Consider the following 14604-nt stretch of genomic DNA (forward strand, 5'->3'; position numbering starts at 1 on the left):
TACGCAGTGTGCGCTGACCACCCGCCGACAGAACCCACAAGCTGACGTTCACGGATCGTTCAGGCAGCGGGGGCGCGGCCCCACCCGCCGGACACCCCGCGCGACCGAAGCCGCCCACCGTCGTAGGGTGGCGGGGTATGCAGGCCACCCTGAGCACCACCCGCCACGCCGCCGCGATCGCGGTGGCCGTGACCGCCGGGCACTTCATCAACGACGCGTACAGCGCCATGCTCACGCCCCTCACGCCCGCCCTGCAGGCGAAGTACGGCGTCAGCATCGCCGCTGTCACGTTCCTGGGCAGCGTGTACTCCCTGACGAGCAGTGTCCTCCAGCCCGTGCTGGGCATCATAGGCGAGCGCCTCGACCGCCGCTACGCCGCCGCACTCGGCCCGCTGATGACCGGGATCGGCCTGACCCTCATGGGTTTCGTGCCGTGGTTCGGGGCGCTGGTCCTGCTCGTCGCCGTGGCGGGATTCGGCAGTGGCTTCTTCCACCCCGCCGGAGCGGCGTACGTCGCGCAGCACAGCCCCCCCGACAAGCGCGGCCTGTGGGCCAGTCTGTTCAGCGCGGGCGGCACCGCCGGCATGGCCCTCGGCCCCGTCTTCGCGGGCGTGGGCCTGACGCACCTGCCGTGGTTCGCGCTGATCGGAGTCGTCATCGCCGCGATCACCTTCGCCGTCACGCCCAGCGGCGTCCAGAAAGCCAAACGGATTCCCCTGCGCGACTACGCGGGCATCTTCCGGGGGCCCCTCGTGTGGCTGTGGGTCATGGCGGTCCTGCGCTCGCTGGCCAGCATGGGCTACAACGCCATGCTGCCCTTCATGCTGCTCGCCCGGGGCTTCGGCGCGCGCGAGGTCGCCATCACCCTGGCCGTGTACTCCGTCGCCAGCGCCATCGGCGGCATCGTCGGCGGACGGCTCAGCGACCGTGTGGGCCGCACCACCATCCTGCGCGGCGCGATCCTCACCACCATCCCCTTCTTCGCACTGCTGATCCTCTCCAGCCCCGCCCACTGGTGGTTCTACCCCCTGACCTTCATCGTGGGAGCCGCCGTGAACGCCAGCATCCCCGTCGGCGTCGTCACCGCTCAGGAATACGCCCCCGGCCACGTCGCCGTCGCCAGTTCCATCATGATGGGTTTCTCGTGGGGCTTCGCGGGCCTCCTCGTGTTTCTCGTGGGCGCCCTGGCCGACGCCACCAGCCCCACCACCGCCGCCCTGGCCGCACTGAGCCTGCTGATTCCCAGCGCGGTCATCGCCGCGCGCCTGCCCGAACCGCAGAAGGTGCAGTTCAGCTGAAAGTTGGATGGCAGGAAGCCGGGTGCATGAGCACCATGAGCCATGCTCGACTTCCTGTGGACGGTAGGGCCGCTGATCGGCGGCCCACTCCTCGCCTATCTGCTCACGGTCCGCTTGCGGCGTCGGTGGCTCCGGCGGCACGCCCACTGGTGGGGCCACCTCGTCGTCCCGGCCCATCTGGCCGCGTGTCTGACCGTGTCGCCCGTGTTCCTGATGTGGGCCGGATACATGTGGGACGTCCGGTACGGTCACTGCTCCACCGATCCGACCTTCCCGGCACTCTGCTGGGGTGACCTTCAGACCGGGGTGTTCCTGTGGGTGTGGATGGCCGGGTTCCTGACCGTCGTGCTGCTCGGCATCCGCTCGGTCGTCCACTCGCTCCGCGCTGACGACCTCACAGCCCCCAACCTCACACCAGCGCGACCTCGCGAGCTTCCTGCGCGCGGACGCCGTCCATGACGAGCTTCAGGGACTCGCGGCGCTGGGCGGGGTCGGGGATGTTCAGACTGACAATAAGTTCGTCGGCGGCCGTGTCGTGGGCCAGGGTGTGCAGACGCGCGGCGACGGTGGCGGGGTCGCCGATGATCGCGCGCCGGCGCATGGAGTCGGCCAGGCCGCGTTCCTGCGGGGTGTACGGGTACGCTTTCGCCTCGGCGACAGTGGGGTAGGGGGCGCTCTCGCCCCGCATGAGGCGCAGGAACATCAGGCCGAGCGGGAGGCTGAGTTCCTCGGCTTCCTCGGCGGTGGGGGCGGTGACGACGCTCGCGGCCACGAGCACGCGCGGTTCCGGGAAGGTTTCCGAGGGCTGGAACGCGGCCCGGTAGGCGTCTGCAGCGGCGCGGGCCTGCGCGGTGTCCGGGTTGATGTGCCACGCGAACGCCAGCCCCGCCCCGACCTTGGCGGCGACGTGCGCGCCGTAGCCGCTGCTGCTGAGGATCCACAGCGGCGGGAACAGACCCTCGCCCGCCGGGGCGGCCACGGTGCCCGCAAAGGGGTGTCCGGCCGGGTACCGTCCGGTGCCGAAGGCGATCAGGTCCGAGAGTTGCCGCTCGAAGGACTCCTCGATCATTCCCTGCGCGCCCCGCAGTGCGCGGGCGGTGCGGCCGTCCGTGCCCGGGGCGCGGCCCAGACCCAGATCCACCCGGTCGGGCGCAAGGGCCGACAGCAGCCGGTAGCCTTCCGCGACGGCCAGCGGCGCGTGGTTGGGGAGCATCACGCCGCCCGAGCCCAGGCGGATGCGTGTGGTGCGTTGCGACGCGGCCGAGAGCACCGCCAGCGGTACGCTGGACGCCAGCGCGCCCATGTTGTGGTGCTCGGCCACCCAGTACCGGCTGTAATTCGCGTCCTCGGCGGCCTTCGCGTACGCCAGGGCGGCCTCGACCGACTCGGCGGCGCTGGACCCCAGCGGCACGGGCACAAGATCAAGCACGGACAGAGGCAGGGGAGAGGGAACGCTCATGCCCGGCAGTGTGCGCCCCCCCGCGTGGGGAGAAGCTGTGCGTGGTCACGGTAGGTCAGGTGACGGATGCCTGCCGGCCCTGGACCTGTCAGAGTCGGCGCATGCTGATCGTGCTGACCGGAGCGTCCGGCGTTGGAAAGACCACGCTGCTGCCGCACCTGAAGGGCGCTTGCCCGGAGGTCGACTGGCACGACTTCGACGAGCGGTGGCAGGGTGGTGGGACAGCCGAGCGGCAGCAGCTGACCGATGAGTGGATCCGGGCCGCTCTGGGCGCGGGGCGAACTCTCGGGCTGCTCGGACCGTGCCCGCTGGGCGAGGTGCTGGCCGCCCCCTCGATGCCCGCCGCGGCGCTGGTGCGGCACGCCCTGCTGGACGTCGGAGATGTCGAGCGCATCAGTCGCCTGCGGACGCGCGGCGACGGGCAGGACACGCAGGATGTCCTGAACTGGTCGGCGTGGCTGCGCCTGCACCACCACGACCTGCTGTGGCGCCCGGACGTGATCATGCAGGGAGGCTGGCCGGACATGCAGTGGGATCGCTGGCTGAATGGAGATCGCAGCGAATGGCCCACACGCACACTGGACGTGTCAGGGCTGAGCCCGGCGCGCAGTGCGGAATGGATCCGTCGCTGGCTGACTGGGTAACGCCGGGGTGCGGGGCACACCCCTAGCCCTCTGCACCCCCGCGTCCGGTTGATCCTGCCCACCCGCCTCTATCCTGGGCCCCATGAGGGCAGGTCAATGAACAACGAGATTCCCGTGCAGACCCTGGGCGGTCAGGGCGAGGTGATGGCGCACGCGGTGGACGCCTGCGTGCACTGCGGCTTCTGCCTGCCCGCCTGCCCCACGTACGCGCTGCTGGGCGACGAGATGGACAGCCCGCGGGGCCGCATCGTGCTGATGAAGGAGGTGCTGGAGGGTGGCCTGCCGCTGGCGGACGCCGCGCCGCACCTCGACCGCTGCCTGGGCTGTCAGGCGTGCGTGACCGCCTGCCCCAGCGGCGTCCCGTACGGCGAGCTGATCACCGCGTTCCGGGGCTGGAGTGAACCGCAGCGTGAGCGCAGTGCGTTCGACCGGTCGAAACGCTGGGCGATCCTCAAGGCGCTCCCCGCCCCGCGGCTGTTCAGCGTGGCGGCGCGTGTGGGGCAGTTCGCCAAGCCGCTCGCGCCGGTGCTGCCCGCCGCGCTGCGTGGTCCGCTGGACCTGCTGCCGGAATCCGTGCCCGCCATGCAGCCCAGCCCGAAGGTCACCCCCGCGCGCGGCGTGCAGCGGGGCCGGGTGGCGTTCCTGGTGGGCTGCGCGCAGCAGGCGCTCGCGCCGAACTTCAACGCGGCGACCCTGCGCGTCCTGGCCCGCAACGGCATCGAGGTCGTCATTCCCGACGGGCAGGGCTGCTGCGGCGCCGCCGCGCTGCACACCGGCGCGCGGGACGAGGCGCTGAAACTGGTGCGCGCGAACCTGGACGCCTTCCACCCCGACGAGTTCGACGCGATCCTCTCGAACGCCGCCGGGTGCGGCGCGGGCCTCAAGGAGTACCCGATGGTCCTGCACGGCGAGCCCGACGAAGCGCGCGCAAAGGCCTTCGCGGCGAAGGTCATGGACATCAGTGAGTACCTGAATGGGTTGCTTCAGAACGGCGAGCTTGAACCCCCCGTGCCCGCCCGTCGCCCCCTGACAGTCGCGTACCACGACGCCTGCCACCTCGCCCACGCGCAGGGCGTCCGCGCCGCGCCCCGCGCCCTGCTGCGCGCCATCCCCGGCGTCAGCGTGCTGGAGGTCCCGGAAGGCGACCTCTGCTGCGGCTCGGCAGGCACCTACAACCTCGAACAGCCCGACCTCGCCGGGCAGCTCGGCGCGCGCAAGGCAAAGAATATCCTGTCCACCACGCCGGACCTGATCGCCAGCGGCAACATCGGCTGCCACACCCAGATTCAGAGCCACGTGCGCCGCCAGGGCAGCCCCACGCCCGTGATGCATACCATTGAGATCCTCGATCTGGCGTACCGGGGGGAGCTGTGAGGGTCGAGGGGAGATGGTTGATGGGTGATGGAAGGGTGGGCTTGTGAGCACCGAGAAACTCGCGTTGACCACGAATTCCGCTGCTCGTAAACCGGCGTCGGCAGGTGGAGCGTCGACTGCCCTCGCGGCTGACCTGACGCGCGCGCTGGGGCCGCGCAAGGTGCTCTCGAACCTCTCCGAGCGGCTGAACTACCGTTACGACGCCATCCAGTTCGGGGCGACGCCGCTGGCGGTCGTGCTGCCCGAAAGTACCGAGGACGTAGTGGCGGCGGTCCGGGCGGCGCGGGCGGCGGGTGTCCCGATCGTGGGGCGCGGCGCGGCGAGTGGCCTGTCGGGCGGCGCGGCCCCGCTGGAGCCGGGGCTGGTGATCTCGTTCACGCGCATGACCCGCCTGAGCATTCACCCCGAGCGGCGCGAGGCGACCGCGCAGGCGGGGGTGGTCACGCTGGCCGTGACCGAGGCGGCCAGGCCCCACGGCCTGATCTACCCGCCGGACCCGGCGAGTTTCCGCACGAGCACCATCGGCGGGAACCTCGCGGAGAACGCGGGCGGCCCGATGTGCTTCAAGTACGGCGTGAGCGGCGACTACGTGCGTGCGCTGGAATTCGTGGACGAAGGCGGCGAGGTGCACCGCCTGACCCGCGACGTGTTCGATCTGGCGGGCCTGCTGATCGGCTCCGAGGGCACGCTGGGTCTGATCACCGAGGCGACGCTGCGCCTGATCCCCCCGCCCCGCTTCACGCGGACGCTGATGGCGCACTTCCCGGAGGTCGGGGCGTGCGCAGAGGCGGTCAGCCGCGCCATCGCGGCGGGCGCGGTACCCAGCAAGCTGGAATTCATGGACCGCGCCTGCACGAACGCCGTCGAGGACTACCTCCACCTGGGGTTGCCGAGGGACGCGGAGGCGGTGCTGCTGGTGGACACCGACGGGGAGGACCTGGACACCGTGCAGGACGAACTGCGGCTGGTCGAGGAGGCCTGCGTCGCCTCGGGCGGCACGGTGCGCCGCGCGGCGACGGATGAGGAGGGCGCGCTGCTGTGGCGTGCGCGGCGCTCCGTATCCCCGGCGTTGGGCCGCATCCGCCCGCAGCGCATGAACGAGGACATCGTCGTGCCCAGATCGGCGCTGCCGGACGTGGTGCGCGAGATCCGCGCGCTGGGCGACGCCAGTCCCTTTCCGGTCGTGCAGTTCGGGCACATCGGGGACGGCAACCTGCACCCGAACATCCTGTTCGACCCCCGAAGGGAGGACGCGCACGCCGTGCATGACCTCGCGCACCGCATCGCGCTGGTCGCCATCCGCCACGGCGGGGTGCTCAGCGGCGAGCACGGGATTGGCAGCATGAAACGCGACTTCATGCGTGATGCCGTGGACCCCGAGACGCTCGCCGCCCTGCGCGGCGTGAAACGCGCACTCGACCCGAGTGGCGCGCTGAACCCCGGGAAGATTCTTCCTGCGGAAGGAGTGGATGGTTGATGGTTGACAGTGGATGGAGGACCTTCGCCTTTCTATCAACCATCGACCATCTCCCATTTTCTGCGCCGGAGGCGCCTCATGCCCATTCTTGACCTGTCTCCCGACGACCAGACGATCACCCTGACCGGCGAGGTGACGCTGCCCGAGGTGTACGCGGCGCTGCCCACCGGACTGTTCCCGCCGTTCCCGCACGTGAACCTGCCGGGCGGGGTGGGCGGCCTGATCCTGCGTGGGGGCTTCGGGCAGACCTTCCCGTTCGCGTCGGACGTGCTGGGGGTCACCTTCCGCGCCGCGAGTGGCCGGGTGGTGCGCGCGGGGGGGCGCACCGTGAAGAACGTGCAGGGCTACGACCTGACCCGCCCGTTCGTGGGCAGTTTCGGCGTGCTGGGCGAGCTGCTGGAGGTCACGCTGCGCCTGCGCCCCGGCCTGAGCGTCGGGCACGTGGTGCATCCGGGGCCGCTGGTGCCCACCACGGCGCGCTTCACCTGGGCCGCGCCGGACGGCACGCACGTCATGCACTTCGGCCATGAGCGCGAGGTCCGCGCGGCGCTGGACCCGTCCGGCGCGCAGCCCGTGACGCAGGCGCCAGAGTACGCCCCGCTGTTCCCGGGTGGCATGGGCGTGGGTGAGGCCGGACCGCTGCGGGATCTGCGCCTGGGCTGGCAGAACGGCGACCTGGCTCCAGAGGCCCCGGCGCTGTTCCGGACGCTGGCGGCCAGTCTCTAAAGGTCCCCTGAAGCTGTCCTCATGACTGACCCGCCGCGCACACGTGCCGGGCGAATACACACCTGACACTTTTCGCTATTCTGTCGGGCGTGCTGAAACACATCTCCCTGATGACCGCGCTCATGCTCGGCGCTGCGGGCGCGCAGACTGTCGAACTGCGCATCCTCGAAACCACCGACCTTCACACCGCCGCCAAGGGCTATGACTACTACCAGGACAAGCCCACCGGCGAGTTCGGCCTGGAGTACACCGCCACGCTGATTGCCAAGGCCCGCGCCGAGAAGGTCAACACGCTGCTGTTCGACAACGGCGACCTGATCCAGGGCAACCCGCTCGGCGACTACGCCGCGCGCGTCGCGCCCATCAAGGACGGCGAACTGCACCCCATGCACCAGGCCATGCGCTCCCTGAAATACGACGGTGCCACCCTGGGCAACCACGAATTCAACTACGGCCTGGACTACCTCGACCGCGTGCTGAAGTCCGCGCCCATGCCGTACGTGAACGCCAACGTCCTGAACATGGACGGCAGTAACAAATACACCCCCTACGTCATCCAGCGCAAACTGGTCCGTGACACGCAGGGCCGCCCGTACTACATCAACGTCGGCGTGATCGGCTTCACGCCCCCCCAGATCGTCAACTGGGACAAGGCGTACCTCGACGGCAAGGTGCAGGTCATGGACATCGTCCAGAGCGCCCAGAAGTTCGTGCCTGACATGAAAGCCAGGGGCGCGGACATCATCGTCGCGCTGGCCCACACCGGCATCAACAGCGGCGCGTACACCCCCGGCCAGGAACAGGCCGGTGCGGAACTCACCAAGGTCCCCGGCCTGGACGTGATCCTGACCGGGCACAGCCACCTGGAATTCCCCGGCCCGGCCTACAAGGACGTCCCCGGCGTGAACCTCGCCAAGGGCACCATCAACGGCAAGGTCGTCCTGATGCCCGGCTTCTGGGGCAACAACCTCGGCGTCGCCGACCTGAAACTGAACTTCGACCGCAAGACCCAGAAGTGGACCATCCTGGACGCGCAGGGCGGCATCCGCCCCATCTGGGACAAGACCGCCAAGAAGAGCCTCGTGACCGCCGACGCGACCGTCGCCGCCGCCGTCGAGGGCGCGCACCAGGGCACCCTGGGCTACGTGCGCGGCAAGGTCGCCGACCTGACCGCCCCCATCAACTCCTACTGGGCCCTGACGCAGGACGACCCCAGCGTGCAGCTCGTCAGCAACGCGCAGATCGCGTACGTGAAGGCCGCGCTGAGCAGCACCCAGTACAAGGACCTGCCCGTCCTCTCCGCCGCGGCGCCCTTCAAGGCCGGGGGCCGCGCGGGCGTCAGCTACTACACCGACATTCCCGCCGGGACGCTGGCGATCAAGAACGTCGCCGACCTGTACGTGTACCCGAACACCGTGCAGGCCGTGCTCGTGACCGGCGCGCAGGTGCAGGAGTGGCTGGAACGCAGCGCCGGGCAGTTCAAGCAGATCGACCCCAGCAAGGCTGAACCCCAGGCGCTGGTGGACGAGACCTTCCCCACCTACAACTTCGACGTGATCGACGGCGTGAGCTACGAGATCGACGTGACCCAGCCCAACCGATACAACAGCAGAGGCGAGGTCGTGAACCCGAACGCCCGCCGCATCAAGAACCTGACGTTCATGGGCAAACCCATCGACCCGGCCGCGCAGTTCGTGGTCGCCACGAACAACTACCGCGCCTCGGGCGGCGGCTCGTTCCCCGGCCTGAACGGCAAGAACATCATCCTGCAGGCACCCGACGAGACCCGCGAGGCCCTCGTGAAGTACTTCAACGAGCAGAAGACCGTCAACCCCAGCGCTGACGGCAACTGGAAGCTCACGCCTATCCCCGGCGCGACCCTGCTGTACGCCAGCAGCCCCACCGCCCAGAAGTACGCGCCCGCGAACGCCACGCTGGTCAAGACCCGCGACGACGGTTTCGCCGAGTACTACATCAAGTACTGATCACCGGCGCGTCTTGCACCCCCGGCCACGGCTGGGGGTGTTTTCTTGCTGCCCGCCGCAGCCCGGGGGGCTGATCAGGGGCAGGTGCAACGGAGGCTGGCTGTTGGGAGGTGATCCCGCTCCGCAGGGGTTCGGGGTCAGAGGTCCGGGAGGGAGAGATCTGAATGGTTTTCGAACGCCTCGTCGCGTCTGTCGGTGGCCGTGGTGGGGTGCCTCCGGTGGGGGGGCTGGACAGGCTCCGATGCTGTCCTGGTCGACGTTCTTCCGAGGTTGCGAATTCTGAACTTCAGGTGTTGGAACTGTTTCCATTGACAGCCTGAGAGTGGCGGTGTACGCTTGCCACACCAAGAACGAAACACGTGGAACCGCTTCACAGAAGCGGGCCGGGCCTGTCCGGCACCCACCCAAGGGGGATGCATGAAGAAAGTCATCGCACTCGTCAGCCTCAGCGCCGCCATCGCCGTCAGCAGCAACGCCAGCGCCGTCACCGTCACCCTCGCCTGCGGCGCCGTGGGCCAGGAACTCGAACTCTGCAAGGCCGGCGCCGCCCGCTGGGCCAAGAAGACCGGCAACGAAGTCAAGATCTTCGAGAGCCCCAACCTCACCAACGACCGCCTCGGCCTGTACCAGCAGCAACTCGCCGCCAAGAGCAGCGACATCGACGTCTACCAGCTCGACGTCGTCTGGCCCGGTCTGCTCGCCCAGCACTTCGTGGACCTGAAGGGCAAGGTGCCCGCCGCTGAAGTCAACGCGCACTTCAAGGGCATCATCGACGCCAACACTGTCAACGGCAAACTCGTCGCCATTCCCTGGTTCACCGACGCCGGTCTGCTGTACTACCGCACCGACCTCCTGAAGAAGTACGGCTTCACCGCCGCCCCCAAGACCTGGACCGAACTGGCCCTGATGGCCAAGAAGATCCAGACCGGCGAGCAGAAGACCAACAAGGCCTTCACCGGCTTCGTCTGGCAGGGCAAGAACTACGAAGGGCTGACCTGCGACGCCCTGGAATGGGTCGTGAGCTTCGGCGGCGGCACCATCGTCGACAACACCGGCAAGGTCACAATCAACAACGCCCAGGCCGCCAAGGCCCTGGACACCGCCGCCAGCTGGATCAAGAGCATCAGCCCCGCCGGCGTCACCACCTACGCCGAGGAAGAAGCCCGCGGCATCTTCCAGTCCGGCAACGCCGCCTTCATGCGCAACTGGCCCTACGCCTGGGCACTCGGCCAGGGCGACGACAGCAAGGTCAAGGGCAAGATCGGCGTCGCGCCCCTGCCCAGCGGCGGCAGCCGCAACGCCGCCACCCTCGGCGGCTGGCAGCTCGGCGTGAGCAGCTACAGCAAGAACCAGGCCGCCGCCATCGACCTCGTGCGCTACCTCGCCGGCCCCGCCGAGCAGAAGATCCGCGCGATCGAAGGGGCCTACAACCCCACCATCCAGAGCCTCTACAAGGACAAGGACGTGCTCGCCAAGAACCCCTTCTTCGGCAGCCTGTACAGCGTCTTCACCAGCGCCGTCGCCCGTCCCTCCGGCCCCACCAAGGGCAAGTACAACCAGGTCTCCCAGGCCTTCAGCACCGCCGTCAGTGACGTTCTGAACGGCAAGATGAAAGGCCAGGCCGCCGTCGCCAAACTTGCCGGCGACCTGAACCGCATCAAGGGCCGCGGCTGGTAAGCCCCACCCACTGACAGGGGGGACGCCCACCACCCGGGGGCGTCCCCCCGTTTTCACCCCCTTACGGAAGTGTTCATCCCGACTGAACACCCACCGCCCGGCCTACACTGAACGCATTCCACAGGAGGTACACCCGGCATGACCGTGAACCCCACCGCGCCCACCCGGCCCGTCCGCACCCGCGGCATCGAAGCGGCCCGCGCCCGGCAGGCCATCTGGCTGCTGCTGCCCACCCTGATCGCGATCGCCCTGGTCGCTGGCTACCCGCTGTACCGCACCATCTACTTCTCGCTGTTCGAGGCGAACCTCACCACCCCGGACCAGCGCAGCTTCATCGGCCTGGGGAACTTCTGGTTCACCACCGAGGACGGCGTGGCCCTGGGCTTCCTGCAGGACCCCAAATGGTGGGGCGCCGTGAAGAACACGCTGCTGTTCACCGTTGTGTCCGTCACACTGGAAACGATCTTCGGCATGATCATCGCCCTGGTCGTGAACAGCGCCTTCAAGGGCCGCGGCCTGCTGCGCACTGCCATGCTGGTCCCCTGGGCGATCCCCACCGTCGTGTCCGCGCAGATGTGGTCGTACCTGTACAACGACACCTTCGGCCTGATCGGCCGCGGCCTGCTGGGCGGACAGGCGCTGCTCGCCAACACCGACAGCGCCATCTGGGCCCTGATCGCCGTGGACGTCTGGAAGACCACCAGCTTCATGGCCCTGCTGATCCTCGCGGGCCTGCAGAGCCTCCCCAGCGACATGTACGAGGCGGCCGACATGGACGGCGCGAGCAAATGGACGCAGTTCTGGCGCCTGACCCTCCCGCTGCTGCGCCCCGCGCTGCTCGTCGCGCTGGTGTTCCGCAGCCTGGACGCCCTGCGCGTGTTCGACATCATGTCCGTGATGCTCGGCAACGTGAACGCCGCCGCGACCAGCATGACCGGCTACGCCCGGCAGGCCCTGATCGACAACTCGCTGCTCGGCTACGGCAGCGCCGTCAGCGTGGCGATCTTCGTGATCATCATGGTCATCGTCGTCATCTACGTCACCGCGTTCCGCGTGAAATTCGACTGAGGGGACCGACATGAACCTGAAGACCAAGAACCCGGCCCTGTACTACCTGCAACGCGCCGCCTTCTACCTGCTCGTGCTGGTCATCGCCTTCTACCTGCTCGCCCCGTTCTTCTGGGCGGTCCTGACCAGCCTGCGCTCCCCCGGCGATCTGTTCCTGCAACCCGCGCAGTTCATCGCCGCCGAGACCACCTTCCAGAACTACACCCAGGTGTTCGCCAACCCGAACTTCCAGCGCGGCCTGCTGTACTCGCTGATCGTCGCCGTCGGCTCGGTCCTCATCAGCCTGCTGATCGGTTCGTTCGCCGCGTACGCCCTGGGCCGCTTCCGCTTCAGGGGCAAGCAGATCATCATGTACGTCATCCTGGCCGTCAGCGTCTTCCCGCAGATCGCCGTGCTGTCGGGCCTGTACACCCTGATCAGCGCCCTGGGCCTGTACAACAACCCCGTCGGTCTGATCCTCACGTACCTGATCTTCACCATCCCCTTCACGGTCTGGGTGCTGACCAGCTTCGTGCGCGACATCCCCGGGGAGCTGGAAGAGGCGGCGCTGGTGGACGGCGCCAGTCCCCTCCAGACCCTCTTCCAGGTGCTGTTCCCCGTCATGATGCCCGCCCTGGTCACCACCGGCCTGCTGGCGTTCATCAACGCCTGGAACGAGTACCTGTTCGCCCTGACCTTCACCAGCACCAACCGCACCGTGCCGGTCGTGATCGCCAACTACTCCGGCGCGACCCAGTTCGACCAGCCCTGGGGCCAGATCATGGCCGCCAGCATCGTCGTGACCATCCCCCTGATCATCCTGGTGCTCGTGTTCCAGCGCAACATCGTGTCCGGTCTGACCGCCGGGGCCGTCAAGGGCTGACGCACGCAGGAACCCACCGGAAGCAGACAGCAGAGGCCCCGGGGACGATCCCTCGGGGCCTCTGCCTGTGAAGCCGCGGGAAGCCCGAACCTCCAGCCCCCCAAGTCAACCCACGGGGTCAACCTCCGCCTCCAGGTACCCCCGCACGATCGCCTGGGCCAGCGCGGCATGATCCCGCTCGGCCTGATCGGCGTACGCCACCGCGAAAGTCGCCACCGCCTGATCGAACGTCTCACGCCGGCCCAGGTACGCGCCCAGCGCCACGGCGTCCCCCGTGCGGGCGTGCGCGCGGGCCAGCGCCCAGCCGCACAGCTCGGCAATCTCCTCCAGGGTGCGCGGCGACACCGCCTGCAGGTCGAAGCGTCCCTTCTGGTCCCGCAACTGCCGCACGTACCCGCAGAAGCCCTCGCCCGCCGACCAGCCCAGGAACGGATCGGCTGCCGCCTGCATCAGCTGCTGCCCCCGCACGATCCGGTGCGCCGCGTTCCGCGCGACGGTCGGCCCGGCATACGGCTCGAGCACGCTCGGCCGCGCCTCCTTCACCTGCAGGAACAGCACATCGTCCCCGTCGGCGGCCAGCAGCAGCACCAGCACCCGCCGCCCGCAACTGCCCACACCCGTGACCTTCAGCGCCCAGTCAGCCAGGTGGTAGCGCGACAGCAGTTCCCGGCGGTCCGGGGCCACGCTGTCCAGATAGTTCGTCCGCACGCCCGCCAGCATGACCTCCGCCTGCGGGTCCGACGTGTGCACCAGCAGAGGCGGATCGTCCCGCAGGCGCCAGCCGCCCGGGGTCTGCACCGCCAGCTTCTTCAGGGTGTGCAGGTGCGTGCGGGTGCTGGCCTTGGCGAACATCGCCCGGCCGTGATCCCGCGCGTCGGCCGCCATGTCCGCCAGCGCCTCGGACGCGTCGATCCGGTCGTACCAGACGTCCAGGTGATGCTGCCTCGCGTACGCGCGGACATGCAGGCGGTATGCCCGCGCCGCGCTCCGAGCGGCATACACGGCGTCCGCCTCGCTGTGCCCCGCCTCACGCCCGGCCAGCACCAGACTGGTCGCCAGTCGCCGCACATCCCACTCCCACGGCGCCCGCAGCGTCTCATCGAAATCGTTCAGGTCGAACACCAGATTCCGCTCCCCGGTCGCGAACGCCCCGAAGTTCGCGCAGTGGGCGTCCCCGCTGGCCTGCACCCGCTCGCCCGTCACGGGCGTGCCCGCCAGATCGGCCGCCATGAGTGCCGCCGTCCCCCGGAAAAACGCGAAGGGATTGGCCACCATCCGCCCGAACCGCAGCGGCAGCAGGTGCGTCATGCAGCCGTCCGTTCCAGCGTGCAGGGCGTTCAGGACCTGCTCGGGCCGCTTGCCGGGCACCTCGAACAGCGCGTGGTCCCGCCGGGGCAGCGTGCTACGCAGCGCGCGCCCCCGCGCTCGCCTCTCGTCCCGGCCAGGCAACGGCACCGCAGAAAATGGATCATGCATGACCGTATCGTGTCACGCCAGTTCAGGGCGAGTCGGCACACATGCCGCCCTGTACCAGTCCAGCCCGTTCTGCGTGGACCGGGAAACGACCTGACGCGGGGACCGACACCCCAGGTCGCACCGGTCAGTTCAGGTGCGCGCCGTCCTCCTGCGCACCCCCGTACATCTTGATCACGTCCCGCAGCAGCTGCCGCGCCAGCCGCAGCACGCTCTCGTCGGTCACGTCATCCACCCGGAAGCCCTCGCCCAGCCCGTACTCACCCCGGAACGCGCCGTCCACGCGCCGGACCCGCACGAGCACCTCGCACAGCCCCAGCCGGTAGCGGGCCGCGTGCCAGCTGCCCAGCGGCGCGGGCCGAAGGACCTCCTGCGGGTCCGGTGCTGGGTCCATACTGACGTTGTTCAGCGGCAACCCCGGCCCGCTCGCGGCGCGCAGCGCGTGGTACAGCAGCGTCAGGAAGCCCTCGCAGGCCTGCACCTCGGCCTGCCGCGCCTGCGCGCCCCGCCGGATCACCGCCTGCAACTCGTCGAAGGAACTCACGGGTCCGACTGTACCGT

The 14604-nt window shown here is 69.1% G+C and carries 13 protein-coding genes; 10 read left to right on the forward strand and 3 right to left on the reverse strand.

Annotated features, from left to right (window positions below):
- Positions 1-137 precede the first annotated feature (137 nt).
- Positions 138-1298, forward strand: coding sequence for an MFS transporter (locus tag SY84_RS00125; protein ID WP_046842292.1), 1161 nt, complete (start codon positions 138-140; stop codon positions 1296-1298).
- A gap of 42 nt (positions 1299-1340) precedes the next feature.
- A complete protein-coding gene (locus SY84_RS00130) occupies positions 1341-1757 on the forward strand; it encodes a hypothetical protein (RefSeq protein WP_046842293.1) in 417 nt (138 codons plus the stop codon).
- Here the strand turns inward: SY84_RS00130 and SY84_RS00135 are convergent.
- Complete coding sequence (locus SY84_RS00135; RefSeq protein ID WP_046842294.1) at positions 1708-2757, reverse strand: LLM class flavin-dependent oxidoreductase; 1050 nt, start codon at positions 2755-2757, stop codon at positions 1708-1710. The two genes, SY84_RS00130 and SY84_RS00135, sit on opposite strands and share 50 nt — an antisense overlap.
- 101 nt (positions 2758-2858) lie before the next feature.
- Here SY84_RS00135 and SY84_RS15680 point away from each other — a divergent pair, with 101 nt between their 5' ends.
- The 8 genes from SY84_RS15680 to SY84_RS00175 all read left to right on the forward strand — a co-directional run bounded on the left by SY84_RS15680 (position 2859) and on the right by SY84_RS00175 (position 12570).
- The gene (locus SY84_RS15680; protein ID WP_052750975.1) at positions 2859-3401 is read left to right on the forward strand and encodes a hypothetical protein; all 543 of its coding nucleotides are present in this window, start codon (positions 2859-2861) and stop codon (positions 3399-3401) included.
- 96 nt (positions 3402-3497) lie between these two features.
- Positions 3498-4775, forward strand: coding sequence for a glycolate oxidase subunit GlcF (gene glcF, locus SY84_RS00145; protein WP_046842295.1), 1278 nt, complete (start codon positions 3498-3500; stop codon positions 4773-4775).
- Positions 4776-4818: 43 nt separating this feature from the next.
- The gene (locus tag SY84_RS00150) at positions 4819-6252 is read left to right on the forward strand and encodes an FAD-binding oxidoreductase (RefSeq protein ID WP_046842296.1); all 1434 of its coding nucleotides are present in this window, start codon (positions 4819-4821) and stop codon (positions 6250-6252) included.
- 78 nt (positions 6253-6330) lie between these two features.
- On the forward strand, positions 6331-6978 hold the full coding sequence (locus tag SY84_RS00155; protein WP_081424460.1) for an FAD-binding oxidoreductase: 648 nt from the start codon (positions 6331-6333) through the stop codon (positions 6976-6978).
- A gap of 110 nt (positions 6979-7088) precedes the next feature.
- Positions 7089-8963, forward strand: coding sequence for a 2',3'-cyclic-nucleotide 2'-phosphodiesterase (gene cpdB / locus SY84_RS00160; protein ID WP_046844795.1), 1875 nt, complete (start codon positions 7089-7091; stop codon positions 8961-8963).
- Between the two features lie 417 nt (positions 8964-9380).
- Positions 9381-10640, forward strand: coding sequence for an ABC transporter substrate-binding protein (locus SY84_RS00165; RefSeq protein WP_046842297.1), 1260 nt, complete (start codon positions 9381-9383; stop codon positions 10638-10640).
- Between the two features lie 138 nt (positions 10641-10778).
- Positions 10779-11708 (forward strand): carbohydrate ABC transporter permease, encoded by a 930-nt coding sequence (locus SY84_RS00170; RefSeq protein ID WP_046842298.1) that lies wholly within the window; start codon positions 10779-10781, stop codon positions 11706-11708.
- A 10-nt stretch (positions 11709-11718) separates the two neighbouring features.
- Positions 11719-12570 carry a carbohydrate ABC transporter permease gene (locus SY84_RS00175; protein WP_046842299.1) on the forward strand — a complete coding sequence of 284 codons (852 nt, stop codon included), beginning with the start codon at positions 11719-11721 and terminating at the stop codon, positions 12568-12570.
- 105 nt (positions 12571-12675) lie between these two features.
- Here the strand turns inward: SY84_RS00175 and SY84_RS00180 are convergent, their stop codons facing one another.
- Positions 12676-14046, reverse strand: coding sequence for a DUF2252 domain-containing protein (locus SY84_RS00180; protein ID WP_046842300.1), 1371 nt, complete (start codon positions 14044-14046; stop codon positions 12676-12678).
- Positions 14047-14170: 124 nt separating this feature from the next.
- Positions 14171-14587 carry a hypothetical protein gene (locus SY84_RS00185; RefSeq protein ID WP_046842301.1) on the reverse strand — a complete coding sequence of 139 codons (417 nt, stop codon included), beginning with the start codon at positions 14585-14587 and terminating at the stop codon, positions 14171-14173.
- Between the last annotated feature and the right edge of the window lie 17 nt (positions 14588-14604).

Origin of the sequence: Deinococcus soli (ex Cha et al. 2016), from assembly GCF_001007995.1 — a bacterium.
In the GTDB taxonomy this organism is placed as follows: Bacteria; Deinococcota; Deinococci; order Deinococcales; family Deinococcaceae; genus Deinococcus; species Deinococcus soli.

What these genes read in the sequence shown, in the direction of transcription:
- SY84_RS00135 (WP_046842294.1), bottom strand. Translation starts at nt 2,757, where the DNA reads ATGAGCGTTCCCTCTCCCCTGCCTCTGTCCGTGCTTGATCTTGTGCCC.
- SY84_RS00170 (WP_046842298.1), top strand. Translation starts at nt 10,779, where the DNA reads ATGACCGTGAACCCCACCGCGCCCACCCGGCCCGTCCGCACCCGCGGC.
- SY84_RS00130 (WP_046842293.1), top strand. Translation starts at nt 1,341, where the DNA reads ATGCTCGACTTCCTGTGGACGGTAGGGCCGCTGATCGGCGGCCCACTC.
- SY84_RS00125 (WP_046842292.1), top strand. Translation starts at nt 138, where the DNA reads ATGCAGGCCACCCTGAGCACCACCCGCCACGCCGCCGCGATCGCGGTG.
- SY84_RS15680 (WP_052750975.1), top strand. Translation starts at nt 2,859, where the DNA reads ATGCTGATCGTGCTGACCGGAGCGTCCGGCGTTGGAAAGACCACGCTG.
- SY84_RS00175 (WP_046842299.1), top strand. Translation starts at nt 11,719, where the DNA reads ATGAACCTGAAGACCAAGAACCCGGCCCTGTACTACCTGCAACGCGCC.
- cpdB (WP_046844795.1), top strand. Translation starts at nt 7,089, where the DNA reads ATGACCGCGCTCATGCTCGGCGCTGCGGGCGCGCAGACTGTCGAACTG.
- SY84_RS00165 (WP_046842297.1), top strand. Translation starts at nt 9,381, where the DNA reads ATGAAGAAAGTCATCGCACTCGTCAGCCTCAGCGCCGCCATCGCCGTC.
- glcF (WP_046842295.1), top strand. Translation starts at nt 3,498, where the DNA reads ATGAACAACGAGATTCCCGTGCAGACCCTGGGCGGTCAGGGCGAGGTG.
- SY84_RS00180 (WP_046842300.1), bottom strand. Translation starts at nt 14,046, where the DNA reads ATGCATGATCCATTTTCTGCGGTGCCGTTGCCTGGCCGGGACGAGAGG.
- SY84_RS00155 (WP_081424460.1), top strand. Translation starts at nt 6,331, where the DNA reads ATGCCCATTCTTGACCTGTCTCCCGACGACCAGACGATCACCCTGACC.